Source organism: Agromyces mariniharenae (assembly GCF_008122505.1).
Lineage (GTDB): Bacteria > Actinomycetota > Actinomycetes > Actinomycetales > Microbacteriaceae > Agromyces > Agromyces mariniharenae.
Map to the genome: position 1 here is coordinate 796592 of NZ_VSSB01000002.1, position 22852 is coordinate 819443.

Genomic DNA, 22852 nt, shown 5'->3' on the forward strand with positions numbered 1-22852 from the left:
CCTACGCCTCGGGTGCGGCGAGCACGATGTCGCGCACCTCGAACTCGTCGGCCTCCACGAACGACAGCGACGCGATGCGCCCCACCGCGCGGAGGTCGGATGCCGCCGACTCGAGCAGCGCGATCGCGGTCGCCGGGGCGGCGATCACGGCGCTCGACACCGGGGTCTTCTGCGACGCCTTCGCGTCGGTCTTGGCGCGACGGATGCCCGTGAGCGCCAGACTCGCGAGCTCGAGCAGCTCGACACCGGCCTCACCGCGGGCGGCGAGCTCGTCGGTCGTCGGCCACGCGGCGCGGTGCACCGAGCCCGCGTTCGACCAGCGCCAGGCCTCCTCGGTCGCGAACGGGATGACCGGTGCGAACAGGCGCAGCAGCACCGAGAGCGCGGTCTTCAGCGCCGCGACGGCCGAGGCCTGCTCGGGGCTGGGCTCGCCGTAGGCGCGCTCCTTCACGAGCTCGAGGTAGTCGTCGCAGAAGGTCCAGAAGAAGGTCTCGGCGACCTCGAGCGCCCGGGCGTGGTCGTAGGCGTCGAACGAACGCGTGGCGCTCGCGACGACGTCGGCGAGCTCGGCGAGCATGCTGCGGTCGATCGGCACGGTCACCGGGGCATCCGCGCTTCCGTCGAAGCCGAGGATGAACTTCGCGGCGTTCAGCACCTTGATGCTGAGGCGACGGCCGATCTTCACCTGCGTCGGGTTCTGCGGATCGAACGCGGCGTCGACGCCGAGGCGGCTCGACGCGGCCCAGTACCGCACCGCGTCGGAGCCGTGCTGCTCGAGGAGGCCCGCGGGGGTCACCACGTTGCCCTTCGACTTCGACATCTTCTTGCGGTCGGGGTCGACGATGAAGCCCGAGATCGCCGTGTTCGCCCACGGCCGGGTGCCGTGCTCGAGCTCGGCGCGCAGCACCGTGGAGAACAGCCACGTGCGGATGATGTCCTGCGCCTGCGGCCGCAGCGAGTACGGGAAGACGAGGTCGAACAGCTCGGGGTCGCGCTCCCAGCCGCCCGCGAGCTGCGGCGTGAGCGAGGACGTCGCCCAGGTGTCCATGATGTCGTGCTCGCCGACGAAGCCGCCCGGCTCGCCGCGCTGCGACTCCTCGTAGCCCGGCGCAGTGGCCGACGACGGGTCGACCGGCAGCAGCTCGCGCGTCGCGACGATGGGCTCGTCGAACACGGGATTCCCGTCTGCGTCGAGCGGGTACCACACCGGGATCGGCACGCCGAAGAAGCGCTGGCGGGAGATCAGCCAGTCGCCAGCGAGGCCGCCCACCCAGTTCTCGTAGCGCACGCGCATGAAGTCGGGGCGCCAGTCGATCTCACGACCGCCGTCGACGAGGCGCGACCGCAGCTCCTCGTCGCGCGCGCCGTTCACGATGTACCACTGGCGCGTGGAGACGATCTCGAGCGGGCGGTCGCCCTTCTCGAAGAACTTCACGGGGTGCGTGATGGCCTTGGGCTCGCCGAGCAGGTCGCCCGACGATCGGAGCTGCTCGACCACGGCCTGCTTGGCGGAGTAGGCGGTCTTGCCGGCGAGCTCGGCGAACGCGGCACGACCGGACTCCGACGTGATGGCGTCGGGCGCCTCCGCGACGATGCGGCCGTCGAACCCGATGATCGTGCGGTTCGGGAGGTCGAGCTCGCGCCACCACACGACGTCGGTCACATCGCCGAAGGTGCAGATCATGGCGATGCCCGTGCCCTTGTCCTTCTGGGCGAGGTGATGCGCCACGACCGGCACCTCGACGCCGAACACGGGCGTCGTCACGGTCGTGCCGAAGAGGGGCTGGTAGCGCTCGTCGTCGGGGTGCGCGACGAGGGCCACGCACGCGGGGATGAGCTCGGGGCGGCTCGTCTCGATCTCGACCGTGCCGCCGTCGGGGCGGTGGAAGGTCACGCGATGGTAGTGGCCGGCCTGCTCGCGGTCCTCGAGTTCGGCCTGGGCCACCGCGGTGCGGAACGTCACGTCCCAGAGCGTGGGCGCGAGCGCCTGGTAGGCCTCGCCGCGCTCGACGTTGCGGATGAACGCGAGCTGCGAGGTGAACAGCGCCTCGTCGGCGATCGTGCGATAGGTCTGCGTCCAGTCGACCGACAGGCCGAGCGCGCGGAACAGCGCCTCGAACTCCTGCTCGTCCTCCACCGTCAGCTTCTCGCACAGTTCGATGAAGTTGCGGCGGCTGATCGGCAGCTGGTCGGCGGCCTTCGTGCTCTTGTTGTCGCCGCCCTCGAACGGCGGCACGAAGTCGGGGTCGTACGGCAGCGTCGGGTCGCATCGCACGCCGTAGTAGTTCTGCACGCGGCGCTCGGTGGGCAGGCCGTTGTCGTCCCAGCCCATGGGGTAGAAGACGCTGCGGCCGCGCATGCGCTGGTACCGCGCCACGAGGTCGGTGTGCGTGAACGAGAACACGTGGCCGATGTGCAGCGAGCCCGACGCGGTGGGCGGCGGCGTGTCGATCGAGTAGATCGCGTCGCGCGTGGCGGAGTCGCGGTCGAACCGGTAGGTGCCGTCCTGCTCCCAGACGCCGCCCCACTTGGCCTCGAGGCCCTCGAGTGCGGGCTTGTCGGGGATGCGCGGGGTGTCGGTCATGATGCTCCGGTTCGGTATGTACGGCACCGAGTCCATGGGGGTGCCTGAATGTGCGACGCTCCAGCCTAGCGGATGGAGCGTCGCACCCCGCGGAGCGGGCCGCTCAGGCGGTGGGACCGGCCGCCTGCGGTTCGAGCTGCTGCTCGGGGTCGCCCGACTCGGGCACCACGGGCATCCGGGCGGCCGCCCACGCGGCGACGAGGGTCACGGCGGAGAGCACGGCGAGCACGATCCCCGGGTGCCACCACACGTACCCCGTCGCCTCGCCGAGCGCCACGGTCACGAGCGGCACGAAGCCGCCCACGGTGGCCGCGATCGCGTACGAGACCGAGAGCGCCGAGTACCGGAAGTGGTCGGGGAACAGGTCGTTCATGAGGCCGCCGAGCGCGGCCCACGACATGGTCGGCAGGATGCCGCCGATGATCATGGTGCCCACGAGGATCGGGAACGTCGCGAACTGCAGCAGGAAGTACATCGGGAACGTGATGAGCAGCGTGCCGAGCGCGCCCCACGCCACGACCCGGGCCGAGCCGATGCGGTTCGCCCACGCGCCGAAGAGCGGGATGGTGACGAGCTGCAGCAGGCCGCCGATCGTGGTCGCGATCAGGAGGTCCTGGAAGCTGAAGCCGAGCTCCGCCGCGCCGTAGTTGATGGTGTACGTGTTCATCAGCGAGTACGAGCCGATGCCGAGCATCGCCGCGCCGATGGCGATGAGGATCGCGACGGGGCGCTTCTGGAACATGGTCGCGAACGGGACGCGGTCGCGGCGCCCCTCGGCGACGACCTCCTTGAACACGGGCGTCTCGTCGATCGACCAGCGCAGGTAGAGCGAGACGAGCAGGAGCGGGATCGCGAGGAGGAAGGGGATGCGCCAGCCCCACGCCGCGATCTCCTCGGCGGGGAGCACGAGGGTCATGATGATGAACAGTGCCGCGGAGAGGATCGACCCGACGGGGGAGCCGAGCTGCGGGATCGCGGCGTAGAACGCGCGCTTCACGGGGTTCGAGTGCTCGGTCGCGAGCAGGATCGAGCCGCCCCACTCGCCGCCGAGCGAGAGCCCCTGCACGACGCGCAGCAGCACCAGGCCGACGGCGCCGAGCCAGCCGGCCTGGGCGTAGGTCGGCAGCAGGCCGATGAGGCCGGTCGCGACGCCCATGATGCCGACGGTCCAGAGCAGCGTCGCGCGGCGTCCGAGGCGGTCGCCCATGTGGCCGAAGATCGCCGCACCGATCGGGCGGACCACGAAGGCCAGGGCGATCGTCGAGAACGCGGCGAGGGTGCCGCCGAACTCGCCGAGCGGGTCGAAGAAGAGCGGGCCGACGAAGAACGCCGAGAAGTACGCGAAGACGTAGAAGTCGAACGATTCGAGCGAGGTGCCGACCATCGACGCCCACGCGATGCGTCGGATGTGGGGCGGGTCCGCGGGCGTGGTGGGCACGGGGGTTGCAGTGGTCACGATGGGTCCTTGTGGGTTCTGGCTGCGGTGAGCCCGACGGCTCGGCGGGTGCCGGCGTCGCGCGACCGACGGCGTGATCCGGGCCGGTCGACGGGGCGCGCTGGGGGAGCGGGGACGCCCCGACGACGCGGCTCGGACTCATCATGGCAGCGGCCGATCCGACCGACAAGCGACTTGTTCGCATTCGACTAGCACAATACGATCGGGAGGTGCTGATCCGACTCGATCCGACCCGTCCGACCCCGCTCTTCGAGCAGCTCGCGTCCGCCGTGCGTGCCGCGATCATCGACGGTCGCGTCATCGGCGGCGAGCGCCTCCCCGCCGCACGCGACCTCGCCGGCGACCTCGGCGTGAACATGCACACCGTGCTGCGCGGGTACCGCGTGCTGCGCGACGAGGGCCTCATCGAGCTGCATCCGGGCCGTGGCGCCGTCGTCGCGGTGCGCATCGGCGGTCACGCCGCCCTCGCCGGGGCGATCCACGACCTCGTCGACGAGGCCAAGCTGCACGACCTGCCCGAGAGCGCGCTGCTCGCGCTCATCAGCGAGGCGTACCGGTGGTCGCCGTCGTCGCCCGGCGTGCTCCGCACCGCGCCGACACGGTAGGCTTGAGGGCAACGACATCGATCCGGCCATCACCGGGGAGTCTTCGGAAGAACGCGAGTGGATGCCCCCGTGGCATCCGATCGGCAAGTAGAACCGAACGGGTCGGCCCGTCACAGCCGCAACGAGGGGCGAATCGGTCCCGGTCCCTGAGCTCGTCGAAGGGCGAAGGGTCCGATTCGCAAGCGAGGTGGTACCGCGGCGGAGCTCGATCGAGCGGCCGGCGTCCTCGCGGAAGCATCCGTCCCCGCAAGGAGCGAGCGTGTACCCCCGTACCCCAGACGACCACTCCGTCGCCCCGTCTCCCGACTTCCCGTCGGTCGAGCGCGAGGTCCTCGCGTTCTGGAAGGCCGACGAGACCTTCCAGGCGTCGATCGACCAGCGCGAGGGCGCACCCGAGTGGGTCTTCTACGACGGCCCGCCGTTCGCCAACGGCCTGCCGCACTACGGGCACCTCCTCACGGGCTACGCCAAGGACCTGTTCCCGCGGTTCCAGACCATGCGCGGGCACCAGGTGCACCGCCGGTTCGGCTGGGACACCCACGGCCTGCCCGCCGAGCTCGAGGCCGAGCGCCAGCTCGGCATCACCGACAAGAGCGAGATCGAGGAGATGGGCATCGCGGCCTTCAACCAGGCCGCGCGCGACGCCGTGCTGCGCTACACCGAGGAGTGGCAGGACTACGTCACCCGCCAGGCGCGCTGGGTCGACTTCGAGAACGACTACAAGACGCTCGACCTCCCGTTCATGGAGTCCGTGATCTGTGCGTTCAAGACGCTCTACGACAAGGGCCTCGCCTACGAGGGCTACCGCGTGCTGCCGTACTGCTGGCGCGACCAGACGCCGCTGTCGAACCACGAGCTGCGCATGGACGACGACGTCTACAAGATGCGCCAGGACCAGACCGTCACGGTCACCTTCCCGCTCACGGGCGCGAAGGCGGAGTCGCTCGGGCTCACCGCCGTGCGCGCCCTCGCGTGGACGACGACGCCGTGGACGCTGCCGACGAACTTCGCGCTCGCGGTCGGCCCCGGCATCGAGTACGCCGTCGTGCCCGCCGGCCCGAACGGCACGCCCGATGCGACGGTCAACCGCGAGCACGTCGGCGCGACCGACACCGAGGTGCTCGGCGCCGAGTACCTGCTCGCCCGCGACCTCGTGGGCAGCTACGCCAAGGAGCTCGGCTACGACTCGGCCGACGACGCCCGCGCTGCGGTCTCGCGCACGGTCACGGGTGCCGAGCTCGAGGGCGTGACCTACGACCGGCTCTTCGACTACTACGCCGACGTCGACCACTACGGGCTGCAGAACGCCTGGCAGATCCTCGTCGCCGACTACGTCACGACCGACGACGGCACCGGCATCGTGCACCAGGCCCCCGCATACGGCGAGGAGGACCAGAAGGTGGGCGAGGCCGCCGGCATCCCGGTGATCCTCTCGCTCGACGAGGGCGGCCGGTTCCTCTCGGCGGTGACGGATGTCGCGGGCCTCCTCTGGAGCGACGCGAACAAGCCGCTCACGCAGGTGCTCAAGGCCGAGGGCCGACTGCTCCGCCAGGCGAGCTACGAGCACTCGTACCCGCACTGCTGGCGCTGCCGCAACCCGCTCATCTACAAGGCGGTGTCGAGCTGGTTCATCCGCGTGCCCGACTTCCGCGACCGCATGGGCGAGCTGAACCAGGAGATCACCTGGGTCCCCGAGAACGTCAAGGACGGCCAGTTCGGCAAGTGGGTCGCGGGCGCCCGCGACTGGTCGATCAGCCGCAACCGGTACTGGGGCTCGCCGATCCCCGTGTGGAAGAGCGACGACCCCGAGCACCCGCGCATCGACGTCTACGGCTCGCTCGAGGAGCTCGAGCGCGACTTCGGGGTGCTGCCGCGCAACTCGCACGGCGAGCCCGACCTGCACCGCCCGTTCATCGACGACCTGACCCGCCCGAACCCCGACGACCCCACCGGCAAGAGCACCATGCGGCGCATCCCCGACGTGCTCGACGTGTGGTTCGACTCGGGCTCGATGCCGTTCGCGCAGGTGCACTACCCGTTCGAGAACCAGGAGTGGTTCGACTCGCACAACCCGGCCGACTTCATCGTCGAGTACATCGGGCAGACCCGCGGCTGGTTCTACACCCTGCACGTGCTGTCGACGGCACTGTTCGACCGGCCGGCCTTCGAGAACGTCGTCAGCCACGGCATCGTGCTCGGCAGCGACGGGCAGAAGATGTCGAAGTCGCTGCGCAACTACCCCGACGTCTCCGAGGTCTTCGACCGCGACGGCTCCGACGCCATGCGCTGGTTCCTGATGTCGAGCTCGGTGCTGCGCGGCGGCAACCTCGTCGTCACCGAGGAGGGCATCCGCGAGGGCGTCCGGCAGGTCATGCTGCCGCTGTGGAGCACGTGGTACTTCTTCTCGCTCTACGCCAACACGGCGCGCGAGGGCGGGTACGAGGCGCAGCGGCGCACCGACTCGACCGACGTGCTCGACCGGTACCTGCTCGCGAAGCTGCGCGACCTCGTGGCCGGCGTCACGGCCGACCTCGAGGACTTCGACTCGCCGCTCGCGGCGCAGAAGCTGCGCGACTTCGCCGACGTGCTGACCAATTGGTACGTGCGCCGGTCGCGCGACCGGTTCTGGGCGGGTGTCGGTGAGGACGGCTCGGGTGCCGAGGCGTTCGACACGCTCTTCACGGTGCTCGAGACCTACACGCGCCTCGCCGCGCCGCTACTCCCGCTCGTCACCGAGCAGGTCTGGCGGGGGCTCACGGGCGGCCGCAGCGTGCACCTGGCCGACTGGCCCGACGCCGACGAGTTCCCGGCCGACCCGGCGCTCGTCGCCGCCATGGACGCCGTCCGCGAGATCAGCGGCGCCACCCTCGCGCTGCGCAAGCAGGCTGGTCGCCGCGTGCGCCTTCCGCTCGCGAACCTCACGGTCGTGACGTCGGATGCCGCGGCGCTCGCGCCCTTCGAGGGCATCCTCCGCGACGAGCTCAACGTGAAGTCGGTCGACCTCGTGCCGCTCGACGACTCGAGCGCCGAGGCCTACGGCGTCACGAAGCGGCTCAGCGTCAACGCGCGGGCCGCCGGACCACGCCTCGGCAAGTCCGTGCAGCAGGCGATCCAGGCCGCCCGGTCGGGCGACTGGTCGCTCAACGGCGAGGGCGTCGTGGCCGGCGGCATCGCGCTCGAGCCCGGCGAGTACGACCTCGTGCTCGAGGCCGGCGGCTCGGGCGACGGATCGAACGCGCTCGCACTGCTGTCCGACGGCGGCTTCGTCCTCCTCGACACCGTGACGACGCCCGAGCTCGAGGCCGAGGGCCTCGCGCGCGACGTCGTCCGCGCCGTGCAGGAGGCCCGCAAGGCCGCCGGCCTCGAGGTCGGCGACCGCATCCGCCTCGCCCTCACGCTCGACGCGATCGGCGCCGCCGCGGCATCCGCGCACCACGCGCTCATCGCCCGGGAGACGCTCGCCTCCGAGCTCGACATCGAGACGGCCGCCGACGTGGCGGGCGCCGCGGCGTCGCGTCCGGTCGGCGACGGCTCCGCCCTGCTCGTGGACCTGGAGAAGCTGTGACCGACGCATCCGACGACTTCGAGGCCGCCGAGGCGCGCGACGCGGCCGACGCCGTGTACACCGCGCTCATCGCCCGCGTGGGCGAGGGCTCGCCGCGGCCGAGGCTGGCGCCGACGCGGAGGGCCGTCGAGTTGCTCGGCGACCCGCACCGCGCCGCGCCCGTGATCCACATCACCGGCACGAACGGCAAGACCTCGACCAGCCGCATGATCGAGAGCCTGCTGCGCGCCTCGGGCCTGCGCACCGGCCTGCTCACGAGCCCGCACCTCGAGCGGTTCACCGAGCGCATCCGCATCGACGGCGATCCCATCGCCGACGAGGCCGTCGCCCGCAACTGGGACGAGATCCTCCCGTTCATCGCGATCGTCGACGCCGAGCTCGAGGGCGCGGGCGAGGAACCGCTGACCTTCTTCGAGGTGCTCACGGTGCTCGCGTTCGCGTGCTTCGCCGACGCCCCGGTCGACGTCGTCGTGCTCGAGGTGGGCATGGGCGGCGAGTGGGACTCCACGAACGTGGCCGACGGACAGGTGGCGGTGTTCACGCCGATCCACCTCGACCACCAGTCGCGACTCGGCTCCACGATCACCGAGATCGCGCGCACGAAGTCGGGCATCATCAAGCCAGCGGCATCCGTCGTCAGCGCTCGCCAGCCCGACGCGGCGCTCGAGGTGCTGGAGGACGCGGCCGACCTCACCGAGTCGACGCTCGCGGTCGAGGGCGACGCCTTCGACGTGCTCGAGTCGCGCGTGGCCGTGGGCGGACAACTGGTGTCCATCCGGGGCCTCGCGGGGGAGTACCGCGACATCGCGCTGCCGCTGTTCGGCCGGCACCAGGCCGAGAACGCCGCCGTGGCGATCGCAGCGGTCGAGGCGTTCATCGGCGGCGGGGCCGTGCGCCTCGCCGACGAGGTCGTCGACGGCCTCGCGACGACCACGTCGCCCGGTCGCCTGCAGACGATCGGCACCGAGCCCACGGTCATCGTGGACGCGGCGCACAATCCGCACGGCGCCGCCTCGCTCGTGGCGGCGCTCGAGGAGTACTTCGACTTCGACGAGGTCGTGTTCGTGTTCGGCGTGCTCGCCGACAAGGACGCCGACGGCATCGCCTCGGTGCTCGCCCGCACGGGCGGGGCGTTCCTCGTGACGCGGCCCGATTCCGAGCGGGCCCGCGATGCCGGCGAGGTGGCAGCGTCGATCGCGGCCCGCATCGGGCCCGAGCGCGTGCAGGTCGTCGACCGGCTCGACGACGCGCTCGACGAGGCGCGCGAGTGGGCGTCCGAGGCCCCGAAGCGCGCGGTGGTCGTGACCGGCTCGATCGGGCTCGTCGCCGAGGCGATGGAGATCGCCGCCGACCGCGGCTGGGGTCGCGCATGAGCGGCGGCGTGGACACGCCGGCCGAGCACGAGCCCGGTGCCGACGCCCCGCGTGACCCGGCCGGCGGGCCCGACACGACGGCCGGCGCACCCGGCACCTCGCCCGCGGCCGGCGAGCCGCGCTCGGTGCAGCGCACCCTCGCCTCCATCGTGCTCGCGTTCGAGATCATCGTCGTCTTCCTCGCCGCGCTCGTGATCTGGGGCCTCGCGCCCACCGAGAACGGCACGTTCGACCTGCCGCCGTGGATCGCGCTGGCGGCCGGCGGCGTCGTGATCCTCGGCCTCGTGGCCACCATCGGGCTCCTGCGGTTCAGGTGGGGCTACGGCGTCGGATGGGCCATCCAGGGGCTCATCCTCGCGGCGGGCCTCCTCAATCCGGCGATGTTCTTCGTCGGCGCCATCTTCGGCGGCCTGTGGGCGTACTGCATGGTCGTCGGTGCACGGATCGACCGTGAACGGACGGCATCGGCCGATCCGGGGAAGGAACAGGAATGACGACCCCCATCGAGGAGACCCTCGTGCTCGTGAAGCCCGACGGCGTCGCGCGCAACCTGACGGGCGAGATCCTCCGCCGCATCGAGGCGAAGGGCTACTCCCTCGTCGACATCCGCATGGTGCAGCCCGACCGCGACCTGCTCGCGCAGCACTACGCCGAGCACGAGGGCAAGCCCTTCTACGAGCCGCTGCTGGAGTTCATGCAGTCGGGCCCCGTCGTCGCCATGCGCGTCGCCGGCAACCGCGTCATCGAGGGCTTCCGCATCCTCGGCGGCACCACCGACCCCACGACCGCGGCGCCCGGCTCGATCCGAGGCGACTTCGGCCGCGACTGGGGCCTCCGGGTGCAGCAGAACCTCGTGCACGGCTCCGACTCGGTGGAGTCGGCCGAGCGCGAGCTCGCCCTCTGGTTCGCCTGATCGGATGCCGCGCCGGCCGGGTCGCCCGGCCGGCGCGAGCCCTGGGGGCCTGAGCGGCGGCCCAGGCGGGGTCGACCCGATCGCCTACCCGAAGAGGTTCTGCAGGTCGATCATCACGCGCGGGATCGCATTCATCTGCACCTGCGCCAGCACGATGACGATCGCGTAGCAGACGACCGTGATGAGCGGGATCCACTTGAACCACTCGGCTGCGAGGCGCCGGACGCGTGCCGACGCGGGAATATGACCCTCGCGCAGGTTGTGCAGGGTCACCACCCAGAACGTCGGGATGGTCACCGCCCACGTCAGCATGCACCAGGGGCACAGCACGTCGAGCACGTAGATGCTCTGGGAGATGAGCCAGCCCACGAAGACCAGCGCCCCGGCGACGCCCACGTTGAACCCGATCCAGAACCACCGGGCGAACTGCGCTCCGGCCAGGATCGCCACCGCGATCGTGACGACGACGGGCCAGGCCATCATGCCGATGAACGGATTCGGGAAGCCGAACACCGAGCCCTGCCACGATGCGAGGTTCGTGCTGCAGCCCACGAGCACCCCGACGTTGCAGTTCGGGACGTGCTCGGGATCGGCCAGCACGAGGACCTTCTCGACCGACAGCTCGAACGCGGCGAGCAGGCCCAACGCCCCGGCGATCACGAGGAACACGGCGACCGCGACGGGTCGGGACCGCGGGGGAGTGTCCGGCATGTTCGTATTGTGGCATGCCGTTTCCACACGACCCTGTGAGAGCGTGCGATAATCGAAGGAGTCGCACGGGCCGCGCCCGCCGCGACGCAGACGAAGGCTTTGAGGATGCACCGCATCCGAGTAGGCGGTGAGACGCACCGCGAGACGTGGCGACACAGGCACCCAGCCGGTCGCAGCAGTGAGAAGGATTGGCGGTTCCGCGCAGGGCGCGAGACCGCTCGAGACGAGAACGGAGCGGATGGCGCGGCCGTCCACACCGTCGTAGGAGTGCACCAGAGATGGTGGAAGGCAACGACAACCACACGAACGAACCCGATTCCGGCACCGGCACACCGAAGCGACGCGGCGGCCTGTTCGGGGCCCGACGCAACGGTCGCGGTCGCACGTCCGAGCGCACCGCGCTGAACGGCGAGTCGGCCGTCGACGAGACGTCGCCGTCAGGGCCCGAATCGGATGCCGCTGAGGCGCGCTCGGTCGACGAGCCCGCCGTCGTGGCATCCGAGCGGGTCGAGACCGCACCGGCCGCCGACGCGACCGACGAGGCCGACGACGCGGACGACGCCGCCGACGCGCCCGAGGCGGAGGAGACCGCCGCCGAGGCCGACGCCGAGCCCGAGCCGGCGCCCGAGCCCGCCTCGCCGATCCCCGCGACGCTGACGACGACCTCGCTCATCTTCCACGCGCCGCCCGTGCTCGTTCCCACCGAGCGGCCCGAACGCCCCGAGCGCGGCGACCGCGCCGCCGCCGCTGCCGAGGAGTCCTCGAGCGTGCGCCGCCGCACCCGCCGCCGCAGCGGCGAGGAGGGTCGCCCGTCGGGCGACGAGCCGGCGAACACCGTCGTCAAGGTGCGCAAGCCGCGCGAGCCCGAGCTCATCACCGAGCCGCAGAAGGTCAAGGGCTCGACGCGCCTCGAGGCCAAGAAGCAGCGCCGTCGCGACGGTCGCGACGCCGGTCGCCGCCGTGCGGTCATCACCGAGGCGGAGTTCCTCGCCCGTCGCGAGTCGGTCGACCGCCAGATGGTCGTACGTTCCAAGAGCGGCCGCGTGCAGATCGGCGTGATGGAGGACGGCGTGCTCGTGGAGCACTACGTCGCCCGAAACCAGGACGCGTCGCTCATCGGCAACGTCTACCTCGGGCGCGTGCAGAACGTGCTGCCGAGCATGGAGGCCGCGTTCGTCGACATCGGCCGCGGCCGCAACGCCGTGCTCTACTCGGGTGAGGTCGACTGGGACGCCGCCGCCGAGAACGGCGAGAAGAACCAGCCCCGCCGCATCGAGCTCGCCCTGAAGCCGGGCGACCGCGTGCTCGTGCAGGTCACGAAGGACCCGGTGGGCCACAAGGGCGCCCGCCTCACCAGCCAGGTCTCGCTGCCCGGCCGCTACCTCGTGTACGTGCCGAACGGCTCGATGAACGGCATCAGCCGCAAGCTGCCCGACACCGAGCGCGCGCGCCTCAAGAAGATCCTCAAGGAGGTGCTGCCCGACAACGTCGGCGTCATCGTGCGCACCGCCGCCGAGGGCGCCACCGAGGAGCAGCTCACGCTCGACGTGAACCGTCTCATCGCGCAGTGGGCCGACATCTCGACCCAGCTCGAGAAGGTGCAGGCGCCCGCGCTGCTGCACTCCGAGCCCGACCTGCTGATCAAGATCGTCCGCGACGTCTTCAACGAGGACTTCCAGAAGATGATCATCTCGGGCGACGACGCGCGCGAGACGATCGAGCGCTACCTGCGCGCCGTGGCGCCCGACCTCCTCGAGCGCGTCGAGGCGTACACAGGCGAGCGCGACGCGTTCGACGAGTTCCGCATCACCGAGCAGATCGAGAAGGCCCTCGACCGCAAGGTCTGGCTGCCGTCGGGCGGGTCGCTCATCATCGACCGCACCGAGGCGATGACGGTCGTCGACGTGAACACCGGCAAGTTCGTGGGCTCGGGCGGCAACCTCGAGGAGACCGTCACCAAGAACAACCTCGAGGCGGCTGAAGAGATCGTGCGGCAGCTCCGGCTCCGCGACATCGGCGGCATCATCGTCGTCGACTTCATCGACATGGTGCTCGAGTCGAACCGCGACCTCGTGCTGCGGCGCCTCGTCGAATGCCTCTCGCGCGACCGCACGAAGCACCAGGTCGCCGAGGTCACGTCGCTCGGCCTCGTGCAGATGACCCGCAAGAAGCTCGGCCTCGGCCTCCTCGAGTCGTTCAGCGAGCCCTGCGAGGTGTGCGCCGGCCGCGGCATCATCGTGCACCACGAGCCGATCATGAAGCACCGTGCGCCGCAGCAGCAGGTCGAGCGCCGTCGCGGTCGCGGCGGCGGCGGCGGCAACCAGCCGCAGCAGCAGCCCGCCGAGGCCAAGGCGCACACGGGCACGCACGCGATCACCGAGGACGTCAAGCACGCCCTCGCCCAGATCGCCGCGTCGACCATCCCGCACGCCGACCACAAGCCGGCGACGGATGCCGCGCCCGCCGCCTCGGGCGGCGAGGCCGCGTCGCCCGCAGCCGAGCCGGCCCGCGAGGCCGCGGTCGCCGCCGCGACGACCGACGCTGCGCCTGCCGAGGCGACGGCCGCGTCGAGCGGACGCGAGTCGCAGCCGTCCTCGGGCGGACGCCGTCGCGGACGTCATCGCCGCGTGTCGCAGGAGCAGGGTCCGGCCGAGGTCTCGGCGACCGCTGCACCCGAGCAGGCCGAGTCCGGTGCGCCCGAGCGGGCCGCACGCGAGTCCGCGCCCGCTGCCGAGCCCGCCGCGGCATCCGAGTCGCCTCGCGTCGACCTCGACCTGCCGCCCGTCGCGCCGGCCGAGCGACGTCGCACTGTGCGGGCCGCCGAGGCCGAGGGGCTCCTCGACTCGGTGCTCGACGCGCTGCCCGCCCCGAAGAAGGCCGGCGAGGGACGATCCCGCAGCCGTCGCGTCTCGACCGCGGCGCTCAGCACCGCCGGCGGACCGCCCGTGATCACTCGCGCCGACGGCACGACCGCGGGGGAGCGCCAGGAGTAGGCCCGACCCGGCTGCGGCGCTCGCGCACCGTCAGCCGTGGTGCCGGTCGGGCCCGCCCCGTCCGTGCCGCTCGCGCGGCGTGACCCGCAGTCCGCTCGCCGCGAGCCGGCGCACGAGCTCGCGCGGCGAGACGGGCTCGGCGCCCGCGGCCACGAGCTCGTCCCACCGCTCGACGGGGACGTCGTAGTGGTCGAGGTCGAAGGCGCGCGCCGGCACCCCGTTGCGCTCGGCGAAGGCGCGCAGCTCGGCGACCGAGCGGTCGCTCACGAGGTGCGCCCAGACCGTGCCGTGCTTCGGCCAGAGCGGCGTGTCGATGAGCACGGTCATGGGCCCGATCCTACGCGCGGGTGCGCGCGACGCGCCGGGTGACGCGCGTTTGACCGGCCCCGGGGCATCCGGTAGACTCGACCGCTGGTGCCACCGGCTTATCCCGGTGTGCCCGCACAGTTTTCTGGCAGTGACGACCCTCCATCCCGCTGGGGTCCCGCGCAGTGACATCCCATCAGACACCGGAGCCCCGGCTCCCCAGAGATAGGTACGAGTAGTGGTTTACGCAGTAGTGCGCGCCGGCGGTCGGCAGGAGAAGGTCGAAGTCGGCACCATCGTGACGATGGACCGGATCAAGGCGGACAAGGACGGCAACGTCCAGCTCACGCCGGTCCTCTTCGTCGACGGCGACAAGATCACCTCCGACGCCAAGTCGCTCGCGAAGATCACGGTCACGGCCGAGGTCCTGAACGACCTCCGCGGTCCCAAGATCGTGATCCAGAAGTTCAAGAACAAGACCGGCTACAAGAAGCGCCAGGGCCACCGTCAGGAGCTCACGCGCGTCAAGATCACCGGCATCAAGTAGCAGCGGCCCCCAAGGAGAAGCAGACATGGCACACAAAAAGGGAGCGAGCTCCACTCGCAACGGTCGTGACTCGAACGCGCAGCGCCTCGGCGTGAAGCGCTTCGGCGGTCAGGTCGTCAGCGCGGGCGAGATCCTCGTCCGCCAGCGCGGCACCCACTTCCACCCGGGTGCGGGCGTCGGTCGCGGTGGCGACGACACGCTCTTCGCGCTCGAGGCCGGCGCCGTGCAGTTCGGCACCAAGGGCGGCCGCAAGGTCGTCAACATCGTGGCGGCCGGCGAATAGTCGACCGATCGGTCGTGTGAGGGCGGGCTTCGGCTCGCCCTCACGCATTTCCCAGAGCAACAGGAGGGCAGCGGCATGGTCAGCTTCGTCGACCGCGTGACGTTGTTCGTGCGCGCCGGGCACGGCGGCAACGGGTGCGTCTCGGTGCGCCGCGAGAAGTTCAAGCCGCTCGCCGGTCCCGACGGCGGCAACGGCGGGCACGGCGGTGACATCGTGCTTGTCGCCGACCCCCAGGTCACGACCCTCCTGGCGTATCACGGGCGGCCGCACCGCTCGTCGGACAACGGCCAGCCCGGCATGGGCGACAACCGCTCGGGCGCCGCCGGCGAGACGCTCGAGCTCCCCGTGCCCGTCGGCACGGTCGTGAAGGACGAGGAGGGCGTCGAGCTCGCCGACCTCGACCAGCCCGGCCTGCGGTTCGTCGTCGCACCGGGCGGTCTCGGCGGCCTCGGCAACGCGGCACTCGCGAGCACGAAGCGCAAGGCGCCCGGCTTCGCATTGCTCGGCACGCCCGGCTACGAGGGCGAGGTCGCCCTCGAGCTCAAGACCATCGCGGATGTCGCACTCGTCGGCTTCCCGTCGGCGGGCAAGTCGAGCCTCATCGCCGCCCTCTCCGCCGCACGGCCGAAGATCGCGGACTACCCGTTCACCACGCTGCATCCGAACCTCGGCGTCGTGCAGGCGGGCGACCACCGCTACACCGTCGCCGACGTGCCCGGGCTCATCGAGGGCGCGAGCGAGGGCAAGGGCCTCGGCCTCGAGTTCCTCCGCCACGTCGAGCGATGCTCCGCGCTCCTGCACGTCATCGACTGCGCCACGCTCGAGCCCGGCCGCGACCCCGTCAGCGACCTCGACGTGATCCTCGCCGAGCTCGCCGCGTATCCCGTGCCCGAGGGCCAGGTGCCGCTCTTCGACCGCCCGCAGCTCATCGCGCTGAACAAGGTCGACGTGCCCGAGGCCCGCGAGCTGGCCGACTTCGTGCGCCCCGAGTTCGAGGCGCGCGGCTACCGCGTGTTCGAGATCTCGACCGTGAGCCACGAGGGCCTCCGCCAGCTCGGCTTCGCCCTCGGCGAGCTCGTCGACGAGGCCCGTGCGGCCGCCGCCGCGGCTCCCGCTCCCGAGCGCATCGTGATGCGGCCGAAGGCCGTCGACGAGGCCGGGTTCGTCGTGCGCCCCGAGGGCGGCAGCTACGGCACCATCTATCGCGTGCTGGGCGCGAAGCCCGAGCGCTGGGTCGCCCAGACCGACTTCACCAACGACGAGGCCGTCGGCTACCTCGCCGACCGGCTGGCCCGCCTCGGCGTCGAGGACGAGCTGGTGCGCGCCGGCGCGATCGCCGGGTCGACGGTCGTCATCGGAGCCGGCTCGGGCGTCGTGTTCGACTGGGAGCCCACGCTCACGTCGACGGCCGAGCTCATCACCGCGCCGCGCGGCACCGACGTGCGTCTCGACGACAACCGCCGCGCGACGCGCGCCGAGCGCCGCAGCGAGTACCACGAGCGCATGGACGCGAAGGCCGAGGCCCGCGCCGAGCTGCAGCGCGAGCGCGAGGCCGGCCTGTGGGCCGAGGACATGGACGACGACGCGATCGGACCTGCCGATCCCGGTACGGAGGACGACGACCGGTGACCCCGCGCACGCGCGCCGACATCCCGAACGCCCGTCGCATCGTCGTGAAGGTGGGCTCGTCGTCCATCAGCGGCGAGAACGCCGGCCAGATCGGCCCGCTCGTCGACGCCCTCGCCGCGTCGCACGAGCGCGGCACCGAGGTGGTGCTCGTCTCGTCGGGCGCGATCGCCACGGGCATGCCGTACCTGAGGCTCGAGGAACGGCCCAACGACCTCGCGACGCAGCAGGCCGCGGCATCCGTGGGTCAGAACCTGCTCGTGTTCCGCTACCAGGACTCGCTCGACCGCTACGGCATCGTCGCGGGCCAGGTGCTGCTCACCGCAGGCGACCTCGAGCACGCGACGCCGCGCTCCAATGCGCAGCGCGCCATGGACCGGCTCCTCGCCCTGCGCATCCTGCCCATCGTCAACGAGAACGACACCGTGGCGACGCACGAGATCCGGTTCGGCGACAACGACCGGCTCGCCGCGATGGTGGCCGAGCTCATCGGGGCCGACCTGCTCGTGCTGCTCTCCGACGTCGACGCGCTCTACACGAAGCCGCCGCACCTCGAGGGCGCCGAGCGCATCGACCACGTGCCGTTCGGCGACCCGCTCGCGGGGGTCGAGATCGGGACGATCGGTCGCGCCGGCGTCGGCACCGGAGGAGCGGAGACCAAGGTCTCGGCCGCCCGGATCGCCGCGGAGTCGGGTGCCGCGGTGCTCATCACCGCCACGCCGCTCGTGTCGCAGGCGCTCACGGGCGCCGAGGTGGGCACCTGGTTCGACGCGGCCCCCGTTCGTCACACGGCCGGGGCGTAGGCCGCGCTCACCTAGGCTGGTGCCATGGAGCACCCCGACCTCGACACGACGGTGATCGACGCGCGGCTCGCCGCCGCGAAGGAGGCGTCGTACCGGCTCGCGCGGGCAACGACGGCCGAGAAGGATGCCGCGCTCGAGCAGGTCTCGGTCCTGCTGCGCGAGCGCACCGCCGAGATCATCGCCGCCAACGCCCGCGACCTCGAGGCGGGCGACGAGGCCGGCCTCTCCAGCGGACTCCTCGACCGCCTCGCCCTCGACGAGCGCCGCGTGGGCGCCCTGGCCGACGCCGTGCTCGAGGTCATCGCGCTCACCGACCCGATCGGCGACACCGTGAGCGGCCGTTCGCTGCCGAACGGCGTCCGGATCGACCAGGTGCGGGTGCCGCTCGGCGTCGTCGGCGCGATCTACGAGGCGCGTCCCAACGTGACGATCGACATCGCCGTGCTCGCGCTGAAGAGCGGCAACGCGGTCGTGCTGCGCGGCGGCACCGCCGCCGAGCAGACCAACCACGTGCTCCTCGGCGTGCTGCGCGATGCGCTCGAGTCCGTGGGCCTCCCCGCCGACGGCGTGCAGACGGTCGACGACTTCGGCCGCGCCGGCGCGCGCCACCTCATGCAGGCCCGCGATTACGTCGACGTGCTCATCCCGCGCGGCAGCGCAGGGCTCATCCGCGCGGTCGTCGACGAGGCGAAGGTGCCCGTCATCGAGACGGGAGCCGGCGTCGTGCACATGTTCCTCGACGCATCCGCCCGCGAGGACTGGGCGGTCGAGCTCGTGCACAACGCGAAGGTGCAGCGGCCGAGCGTCTGCAACGCGCTCGAGACGCTGCTCGTGCACCGCGACGCCGCCGAGCGGCTGCTGCCGGCGGTGCTCGACCGGCTCGAGGCATCCGGCGTCACCGTGCACGCCGACGAACGCGTGCACGCCCTGCGACCTGAGACCGTGCCCGTGACCGACGAGGACTGGGCGACCGAGCACATGAGCCTCGACCTCTCGGTGGGCATCGTCGACTCGATGGACGACGCGCTGCGCCACATCCGCCGCTACTCCACCAAGCACACCGAGTCGATCGTCACGAACGACCTCGGCAACGCCGAGCGGTTCCTGAACGAGGTGGATGCCGCGGCGGTCATGGTGAACGCGTCGACGCGGTTCACCGACGGCGCGGAGTTCGGATTCGGCGCTGAGGTCGGCATCTCGACGCAGAAACTGCATGCCCGAGGGCCCATGGGCCTGCCCGAGCTCACGAGCACGAAGTGGATCGTGCGCGGCGCCGGGCACGTGCGCGCCTGACCTCGCTAGACTGTCACGAGCAACACCCGCAGGATGGAAAGGAACGGCGAATGAGCCTCACGACCGCAGTGCTGACCGGCACGGTGCTGACCGAGACGGTGCACGCGAGGGAGCTCCCCGTGGAGGCGTGGGTCTACGGACTCGTGGCGCTCATCATCTTCGCCGCCCTGGCCTTCGTCACGGCGTCGTACCGCGACGTCGCGAACCGGCACCGGTCCAAGGCCGAGGCCTACGCGGCCCGCCACGGCGGGGGCGAGCACGGCGGCCACTGAGGTCGCGCCATGAGCGGCGGGAGCGGCCGACCACGCATCGGCGTGATGGGCGGCACGTTCGATCCGATCCACCACGGCCACCTGGTCGCGGCCAGCGAGGTCGCCCAGTCGTACGGGCTCGACGAGGTCGTCTTCGTGCCGACGGGGGAGCCGACGTACAAGTCGGTGGTCACGCCGGCCGAGCACCGCTACCTCATGACGGTCATCGCGACCGCGTCGAACCCGCGCTTCACCGTCAGCCGCGTCGACATCGATCGCGGCAAGCCGACGTTCACGATCGACACCCTCCGCGACATCCGTCGCGAGCGCCCCGAGGCGGAGCTCTTCTTCATCACGGGTGCCGATGCGATCGCCCAGATCCTCAGCTGGCGCGACGTGGAGGAGCTCTGGGAGCTCGCCCACTTCGTGGCTGTGAGTCGTCCGGGACATGACCTGTCCGTTTCGGGTTTGCCGGAGCAGGACGTAAGCTTGCTGGAGGTCCCGGCACTGGCGATCTCGTCGACCGACTGCCGAGACCGGGTACGCCGGGGTTTCCCGGTGTGGTACTTGGTGCCTGATGGGGTCGTCCAGTACATCTCCAAGCACCACCTCTATCGGAGTGTCGAATGACGTCGTCGCAGGAACCGCCGCTGACGCGGCGAGAGATGCGAGAACGCGAACGCCTGCTCGAGCAGCAGGCGGCTTCGTCGACCCCTGACGCCCCGCCCGCCCCGGCCTCCGCGCCGCAGGCTCCGCCTGCGCAGCCGCAGGCGCAGGTGCCGCCGCCCGACTACACGGCGCCTCGTCCGGCGGGCGGGTTCGCCGACCCGTCGTCGCCGTTCGGCGGTTCGATCGCGTCGCCGCCCTCGGCTGCGCCCGGCAGCCCGTACCCGCCGCAGTTCGACCCCACCGCCTCCGCCCCGCCGCGCCAGGAGCCCGTGCCCGAGCCCTCGACGCCCGAGCGCACGCTCACGCGCCGTGAGCTGCGGGCGATGCTCGACGCGCATGCGGCGGGCGAGTTCCACGACCTGGACATCTTCGACGACCTCGGGCCCGAGACGCCCTCCGCGTCGGTCCCCGCACCCGCGGCGCCCGCTCCTGCGGCTCCGATGCCGAGCGCGGCGTCGAACCCGTTCGGCCAGCCGCCGGCGCCGACGCGCGCCCCCGCACCGCACCAGGTCGCGGATGCCGCCATCGCCGACGAGTCCGCCGCCGCCCCCAAGCCGGTGGGACACTGGACGTCGCAGCTCGACGCTCCGATCGAACGAGCCGAGCCGTTCGACCAGCTGCTGTCGCGCGGCGGCATCAGCCACGGCGTCCCGACGACCACCAACGCGCTCATCCTGCCCAACCTGCCCGATCAGGGCCCGATGAGCGACGCGCTCGCGAAGAGCGGCGAGGTCATCGTGACCGGCTCGATCGACCTGCCCCGCAGCTTCGGCGCGACGGGCGTGCATCCCAGCCAGATCGACTCCTCCGACGTCGACCGACTGTTCGACCAGGTCGAGGACGGCGCGGGCGTCGGCGCCCCCGTCGCGGCCACGCGGGCGATCAGCACCCAGAACAATGCACGCGCCATGATGGCGCCCCCGAAGAAGGAGGGCATGAACGTTCCGCTCGTGCTCGCCGTCACGGCCGGCGTGCTCGCCCTCGGCGTCGTCGCCACCCTCATCATCGGCGCGGTCGCCGGCCTGTTCTGATCGGCCGCGTCATCACCAGCTACCGGAAGTGAGCGTATGACCGCATCCGACCAGGCACTCGACTCGCTCGCCCTCGCGGCGCGCGCGGCCGACTCGAAGGGCGGCGAGGACCTCGTCGCCCTCGACGTGTCGGTGCCGCTGCCCTTCGCCGACGTGTTCCTCATCGTCACCGGCACGTCCGAGCGCAACGTGATCGCGATCGCCGACGAGGTCGAGGACGTGCTCCGCAAGGCCGGCGCCAAGACGCACCGCCGCGAGGGCCACGACGCCGGACGATGGGTGCTGCTCGACTTCGGCGACCTCGTCGTGCACGTCTTCCACCGCGAGGAGCGGCTGTACTACGGTCTCGAACGCCTGTGGCTGGACTGCCCGGTGCTGCCGGTCGCGCCGCTGCTCGCGGCGGGAAGCGGCAGCTCCTCGAGCTGAGCTCGGGGCATCCGCGGCATCCGTCGGCTGAGCACCGCTCGATTTCATCGGAGGGCCCCGGCTGGTGTAAGCTCAATTCGTTGCCCCGAACGGGGCGCACGGGTCTGTGGCGCAGCTGGTAGCGCACCTGCATGGCATGCAGGGGGTCAGGGGTTCGAGTCCCCTCAGATCCACCACTTGAACGGAATGGCCGGCTGCGGAAGCGCCGGCCATCGTCGTATCCGGGGACTGCGCAGACACCCGGCGAGCCCGCGTTAGGCTCGAACCGTGGACCTCCGAGACATCCCGCTCACGACCATCGACGGCGAGACGACGACCCTGGCCGAGTACGACGACCGCGTCGTGCTGGTGGTGAACGTCGCCTCGCGGTGCGGGCTCCCGCCGCAGTACGAGAAGCTCGAGGCGCTGCAGCGCGAGTACGGCGACCGCGGCTTCACCGTGCTCGGCTTCCCCTGCAACCAGTTCGCCGGCCAGGAGCCGGGCAGCTCCGAGGACATCAAGTCGTTCTGCTCGATGACCTACGGCGTGACGTTCCCGCTCATGGCCAAGGTGAAGGTCAACGGGCGCAAGCGGCATCCGCTCTACGTCGAGCTCACGAAGGTGCCGGATGCCGCGGGCAAGGCCGGGCGGGTGACCTGGAACTTCGAGAAGTTCGTGCTGCTCCCCGACGGCGAGGTCGCCCGGTTCCGTCCGAACGTGCAGCCCGACGACCCCGCGGTGCTCGCGGTCATCGAGCGAGGCCTTGCGGAGGCCGCGGCCGCCTGACGCGCGAGGGAGTTCGGGCGGCGCGTTTCCTTGACCCCTTCGCCGGGCCGACCCACAATTGGGGGGTCCGGCAATGCACGGGAAGCGGGGGAGCCATGACCGACGCGTACTCACGTCAGATCGTCGACCAGGGGGCGCAGGCCGGCTATCCGGCCCAGCAGCCCGATGACACCGTGGTGATGCCCGCGGGTCCCCAGCCCGAATCCGGCGGCGGGTCCTCGCAGCGCTCGTCGTCGCGCGTGTGGAGTCGCGACCTGCGGTTCATGCTCGTAGTGCTCGTGGGCATCGTCGTGCTCTTCCTCGCGTTCGCGCTGCTCATCGCGTTCAGCCCGACTGGCGCCGCGATCAGCGCGCTCGCGGTCATCGCCGCGCCGATCGCCACGATGGTCGCCGCCTACTACGGGATCTCGCTGGCGCTGCGTCAGGTCGCCGACGCCCGGGCCACCGCCGAGGCCGCAGAAGAGCGCGCACGCGCCGCTGAGGCGAGCGCGCGCGACTCCGACTCGTGGGCGGCGCAGATGGAGTCCGGCCTCCGGGTCGCAGTCGCCAAGCTGCGTGCAGCCGGCGAGAGCACGCGCGACGTCGAACGCGCAGCGGGCACGCCCGACGACTTCTTCTGATCCCCTGATCGACGGATGCCGCGGCGGCCGCC

The 22852-nt window shown here is 71.5% G+C and carries 21 protein-coding genes and 1 tRNA gene; 18 read left to right on the top strand and 4 right to left on the bottom strand.

Translation table 11 applies throughout. From position 1 onward, the window contains the following. Nucleotide 1: 1 nt before the first annotated feature. On the bottom strand, nucleotides 2-2584 hold the full coding sequence (gene valS, locus FYC51_RS16995) for a valine--tRNA ligase (RefSeq protein WP_148734941.1): 2583 nt from the start codon (nucleotides 2582-2584) through the stop codon (nucleotides 2-4). A 103-nt stretch (nucleotides 2585-2687) separates the two neighbouring features. Further along, nucleotides 2688-4040, bottom strand: coding sequence for an MFS transporter (locus tag FYC51_RS17000; protein ID WP_238476432.1), 1353 nt, complete (start codon nucleotides 4038-4040; stop codon nucleotides 2688-2690). A gap of 209 nt (nucleotides 4041-4249) precedes the next feature. Between FYC51_RS17000 and FYC51_RS17005 the strand changes: the two genes are divergently transcribed. The 5 genes from FYC51_RS17005 to ndk all read left to right on the top strand — a co-directional run bounded on the left by FYC51_RS17005 (nucleotide 4250) and on the right by ndk (nucleotide 10496). Beyond that, nucleotides 4250-4645 carry a GntR family transcriptional regulator gene (locus FYC51_RS17005; protein WP_148734942.1) on the top strand — a complete coding sequence of 132 codons (396 nt, stop codon included), beginning with the start codon at nucleotides 4250-4252 and terminating at the stop codon, nucleotides 4643-4645. Nucleotides 4646-4904: 259 nt separating this feature from the next. Beyond that, nucleotides 4905-8210: an isoleucine--tRNA ligase gene (gene ileS, locus FYC51_RS17010; RefSeq protein ID WP_148734943.1), complete on the top strand. Its 3306-nt coding sequence runs from the start codon at nucleotides 4905-4907 to the stop codon at nucleotides 8208-8210. Continuing rightward, entirely contained in the window at nucleotides 8207-9583 is a 1377-nt protein-coding gene (locus FYC51_RS17015) for a bifunctional folylpolyglutamate synthase/dihydrofolate synthase (RefSeq protein ID WP_148734944.1), read from the top strand. Before ileS ends, FYC51_RS17015 begins: the two co-directional genes overlap by 4 nt. Further along, a complete protein-coding gene (locus FYC51_RS17020) occupies nucleotides 9580-10077 on the top strand; it encodes a DUF4233 domain-containing protein (protein ID WP_148734945.1) in 498 nt (165 codons plus the stop codon). The genes FYC51_RS17015 and FYC51_RS17020 overlap by 4 nt, the downstream gene beginning before the upstream one ends. Then, nucleotides 10074-10496: a nucleoside-diphosphate kinase gene (gene ndk, locus FYC51_RS17025; protein WP_148734946.1), complete on the top strand. Its 423-nt coding sequence runs from the start codon at nucleotides 10074-10076 to the stop codon at nucleotides 10494-10496. Before FYC51_RS17020 ends, ndk begins: the two co-directional genes overlap by 4 nt. 84 nt (nucleotides 10497-10580) lie before the next feature. Here ndk and FYC51_RS17030 read toward each other — a convergent pair whose 3' ends face one another. Then, on the bottom strand, nucleotides 10581-11207 hold the full coding sequence (locus FYC51_RS17030) for a vitamin K epoxide reductase family protein (protein WP_148734947.1): 627 nt from the start codon (nucleotides 11205-11207) through the stop codon (nucleotides 10581-10583). A gap of 278 nt (nucleotides 11208-11485) precedes the next feature. On the opposite strand from FYC51_RS17030, the gene FYC51_RS17035 reads away from it, so the two are divergent. Continuing rightward, entirely contained in the window at nucleotides 11486-14200 is a 2715-nt protein-coding gene (locus FYC51_RS17035; RefSeq protein ID WP_148734948.1) for an Rne/Rng family ribonuclease, read from the top strand. 30 nt (nucleotides 14201-14230) lie between these two features. Here the strand turns inward: FYC51_RS17035 and FYC51_RS17040 are convergent, their stop codons facing one another. Next, nucleotides 14231-14527, bottom strand: a complete 297-nt coding sequence (locus FYC51_RS17040) for a DUF4031 domain-containing protein (RefSeq protein WP_148734949.1) — start codon at nucleotides 14525-14527, stop codon at nucleotides 14231-14233. 217 nt (nucleotides 14528-14744) lie between these two features. On the opposite strand from FYC51_RS17040, the gene rplU reads away from it, so the two are divergent. From rplU to FYC51_RS17100, 12 genes are all read left to right on the top strand, one after another. Further along, nucleotides 14745-15053 (top strand): 50S ribosomal protein L21, encoded by a 309-nt coding sequence (gene rplU, locus FYC51_RS17045; RefSeq protein ID WP_148734950.1) that lies wholly within the window; start codon nucleotides 14745-14747, stop codon nucleotides 15051-15053. Between the two features lie 25 nt (nucleotides 15054-15078). Continuing rightward, a complete protein-coding gene (gene rpmA / locus FYC51_RS17050; RefSeq protein WP_148734951.1) occupies nucleotides 15079-15336 on the top strand; it encodes a 50S ribosomal protein L27 in 258 nt (85 codons plus the stop codon). Between the two features lie 75 nt (nucleotides 15337-15411). Beyond that, a complete protein-coding gene (gene obgE / locus FYC51_RS17055) occupies nucleotides 15412-16965 on the top strand; it encodes a GTPase ObgE (RefSeq protein ID WP_148734952.1) in 1554 nt (517 codons plus the stop codon). Then, the gene (gene proB, locus FYC51_RS17060; RefSeq protein ID WP_148734953.1) at nucleotides 16962-17765 is read left to right on the top strand and encodes a glutamate 5-kinase; all 804 of its coding nucleotides are present in this window, start codon (nucleotides 16962-16964) and stop codon (nucleotides 17763-17765) included. The genes obgE and proB overlap by 4 nt, the downstream gene beginning before the upstream one ends. Before the next feature lie 24 nt (nucleotides 17766-17789). Continuing rightward, nucleotides 17790-19058, top strand: coding sequence for a glutamate-5-semialdehyde dehydrogenase (locus tag FYC51_RS17065; RefSeq protein ID WP_148734954.1), 1269 nt, complete (start codon nucleotides 17790-17792; stop codon nucleotides 19056-19058). A 50-nt stretch (nucleotides 19059-19108) separates the two neighbouring features. Then, on the top strand, nucleotides 19109-19330 hold the full coding sequence (locus FYC51_RS17070; protein WP_187432707.1) for a hypothetical protein: 222 nt from the start codon (nucleotides 19109-19111) through the stop codon (nucleotides 19328-19330). 9 nt (nucleotides 19331-19339) lie between these two features. Then, complete coding sequence (gene nadD, locus FYC51_RS17075) at nucleotides 19340-19939, top strand: nicotinate-nucleotide adenylyltransferase (protein ID WP_148734955.1); 600 nt, start codon at nucleotides 19340-19342, stop codon at nucleotides 19937-19939. A 35-nt stretch (nucleotides 19940-19974) separates the two neighbouring features. Then, nucleotides 19975-21009, top strand: coding sequence for a hypothetical protein (locus FYC51_RS17080; RefSeq protein WP_148734956.1), 1035 nt, complete (start codon nucleotides 19975-19977; stop codon nucleotides 21007-21009). Between the two features lie 36 nt (nucleotides 21010-21045). Then, nucleotides 21046-21435, top strand: a complete 390-nt coding sequence (gene rsfS / locus FYC51_RS17085; protein WP_148734957.1) for a ribosome silencing factor — start codon at nucleotides 21046-21048, stop codon at nucleotides 21433-21435. A gap of 100 nt (nucleotides 21436-21535) precedes the next feature. Further along, a tRNA-Ala gene (locus tag FYC51_RS17090) sits at nucleotides 21536-21611 on the top strand. A gap of 91 nt (nucleotides 21612-21702) precedes the next feature. Beyond that, nucleotides 21703-22200 carry a glutathione peroxidase gene (locus tag FYC51_RS17095; protein WP_148734958.1) on the top strand — a complete coding sequence of 166 codons (498 nt, stop codon included), beginning with the start codon at nucleotides 21703-21705 and terminating at the stop codon, nucleotides 22198-22200. Nucleotides 22201-22295: 95 nt separating this feature from the next. Next, nucleotides 22296-22820 (top strand): hypothetical protein, encoded by a 525-nt coding sequence (locus FYC51_RS17100; RefSeq protein WP_148734959.1) that lies wholly within the window; start codon nucleotides 22296-22298, stop codon nucleotides 22818-22820. Nucleotides 22821-22852: the final 32 nt, after the last annotated feature.

What these genes read in the sequence shown, in the direction of transcription:
- valS (WP_148734941.1), bottom strand. Translation starts at nt 2,584, where the DNA reads ATGACCGACACCCCGCGCATCCCCGACAAGCCCGCACTCGAGGGCCTC.
- FYC51_RS17020 (WP_148734945.1), top strand. Translation starts at nt 9,580, where the DNA reads ATGAGCGGCGGCGTGGACACGCCGGCCGAGCACGAGCCCGGTGCCGAC.
- ndk (WP_148734946.1), top strand. Translation starts at nt 10,074, where the DNA reads ATGACGACCCCCATCGAGGAGACCCTCGTGCTCGTGAAGCCCGACGGC.
- FYC51_RS17030 (WP_148734947.1), bottom strand. Translation starts at nt 11,207, where the DNA reads ATGCCGGACACTCCCCCGCGGTCCCGACCCGTCGCGGTCGCCGTGTTC.
- FYC51_RS17035 (WP_148734948.1), top strand. Translation starts at nt 11,486, where the DNA reads ATGGTGGAAGGCAACGACAACCACACGAACGAACCCGATTCCGGCACC.
- FYC51_RS17040 (WP_148734949.1), bottom strand. Translation starts at nt 14,527, where the DNA reads ATGACCGTGCTCATCGACACGCCGCTCTGGCCGAAGCACGGCACGGTC.
- rpmA (WP_148734951.1), top strand. Translation starts at nt 15,079, where the DNA reads ATGGCACACAAAAAGGGAGCGAGCTCCACTCGCAACGGTCGTGACTCG.
- obgE (WP_148734952.1), top strand. Translation starts at nt 15,412, where the DNA reads ATGGTCAGCTTCGTCGACCGCGTGACGTTGTTCGTGCGCGCCGGGCAC.
- FYC51_RS17065 (WP_148734954.1), top strand. Translation starts at nt 17,790, where the DNA reads ATGGAGCACCCCGACCTCGACACGACGGTGATCGACGCGCGGCTCGCC.
- FYC51_RS17070 (WP_187432707.1), top strand. Translation starts at nt 19,109, where the DNA reads ATGAGCCTCACGACCGCAGTGCTGACCGGCACGGTGCTGACCGAGACG.
- nadD (WP_148734955.1), top strand. Translation starts at nt 19,340, where the DNA reads ATGAGCGGCGGGAGCGGCCGACCACGCATCGGCGTGATGGGCGGCACG.
- FYC51_RS17080 (WP_148734956.1), top strand. Translation starts at nt 19,975, where the DNA reads ATGCGAGAACGCGAACGCCTGCTCGAGCAGCAGGCGGCTTCGTCGACC.
- rsfS (WP_148734957.1), top strand. Translation starts at nt 21,046, where the DNA reads ATGACCGCATCCGACCAGGCACTCGACTCGCTCGCCCTCGCGGCGCGC.
- FYC51_RS17100 (WP_148734959.1), top strand. Translation starts at nt 22,296, where the DNA reads ATGACCGACGCGTACTCACGTCAGATCGTCGACCAGGGGGCGCAGGCC.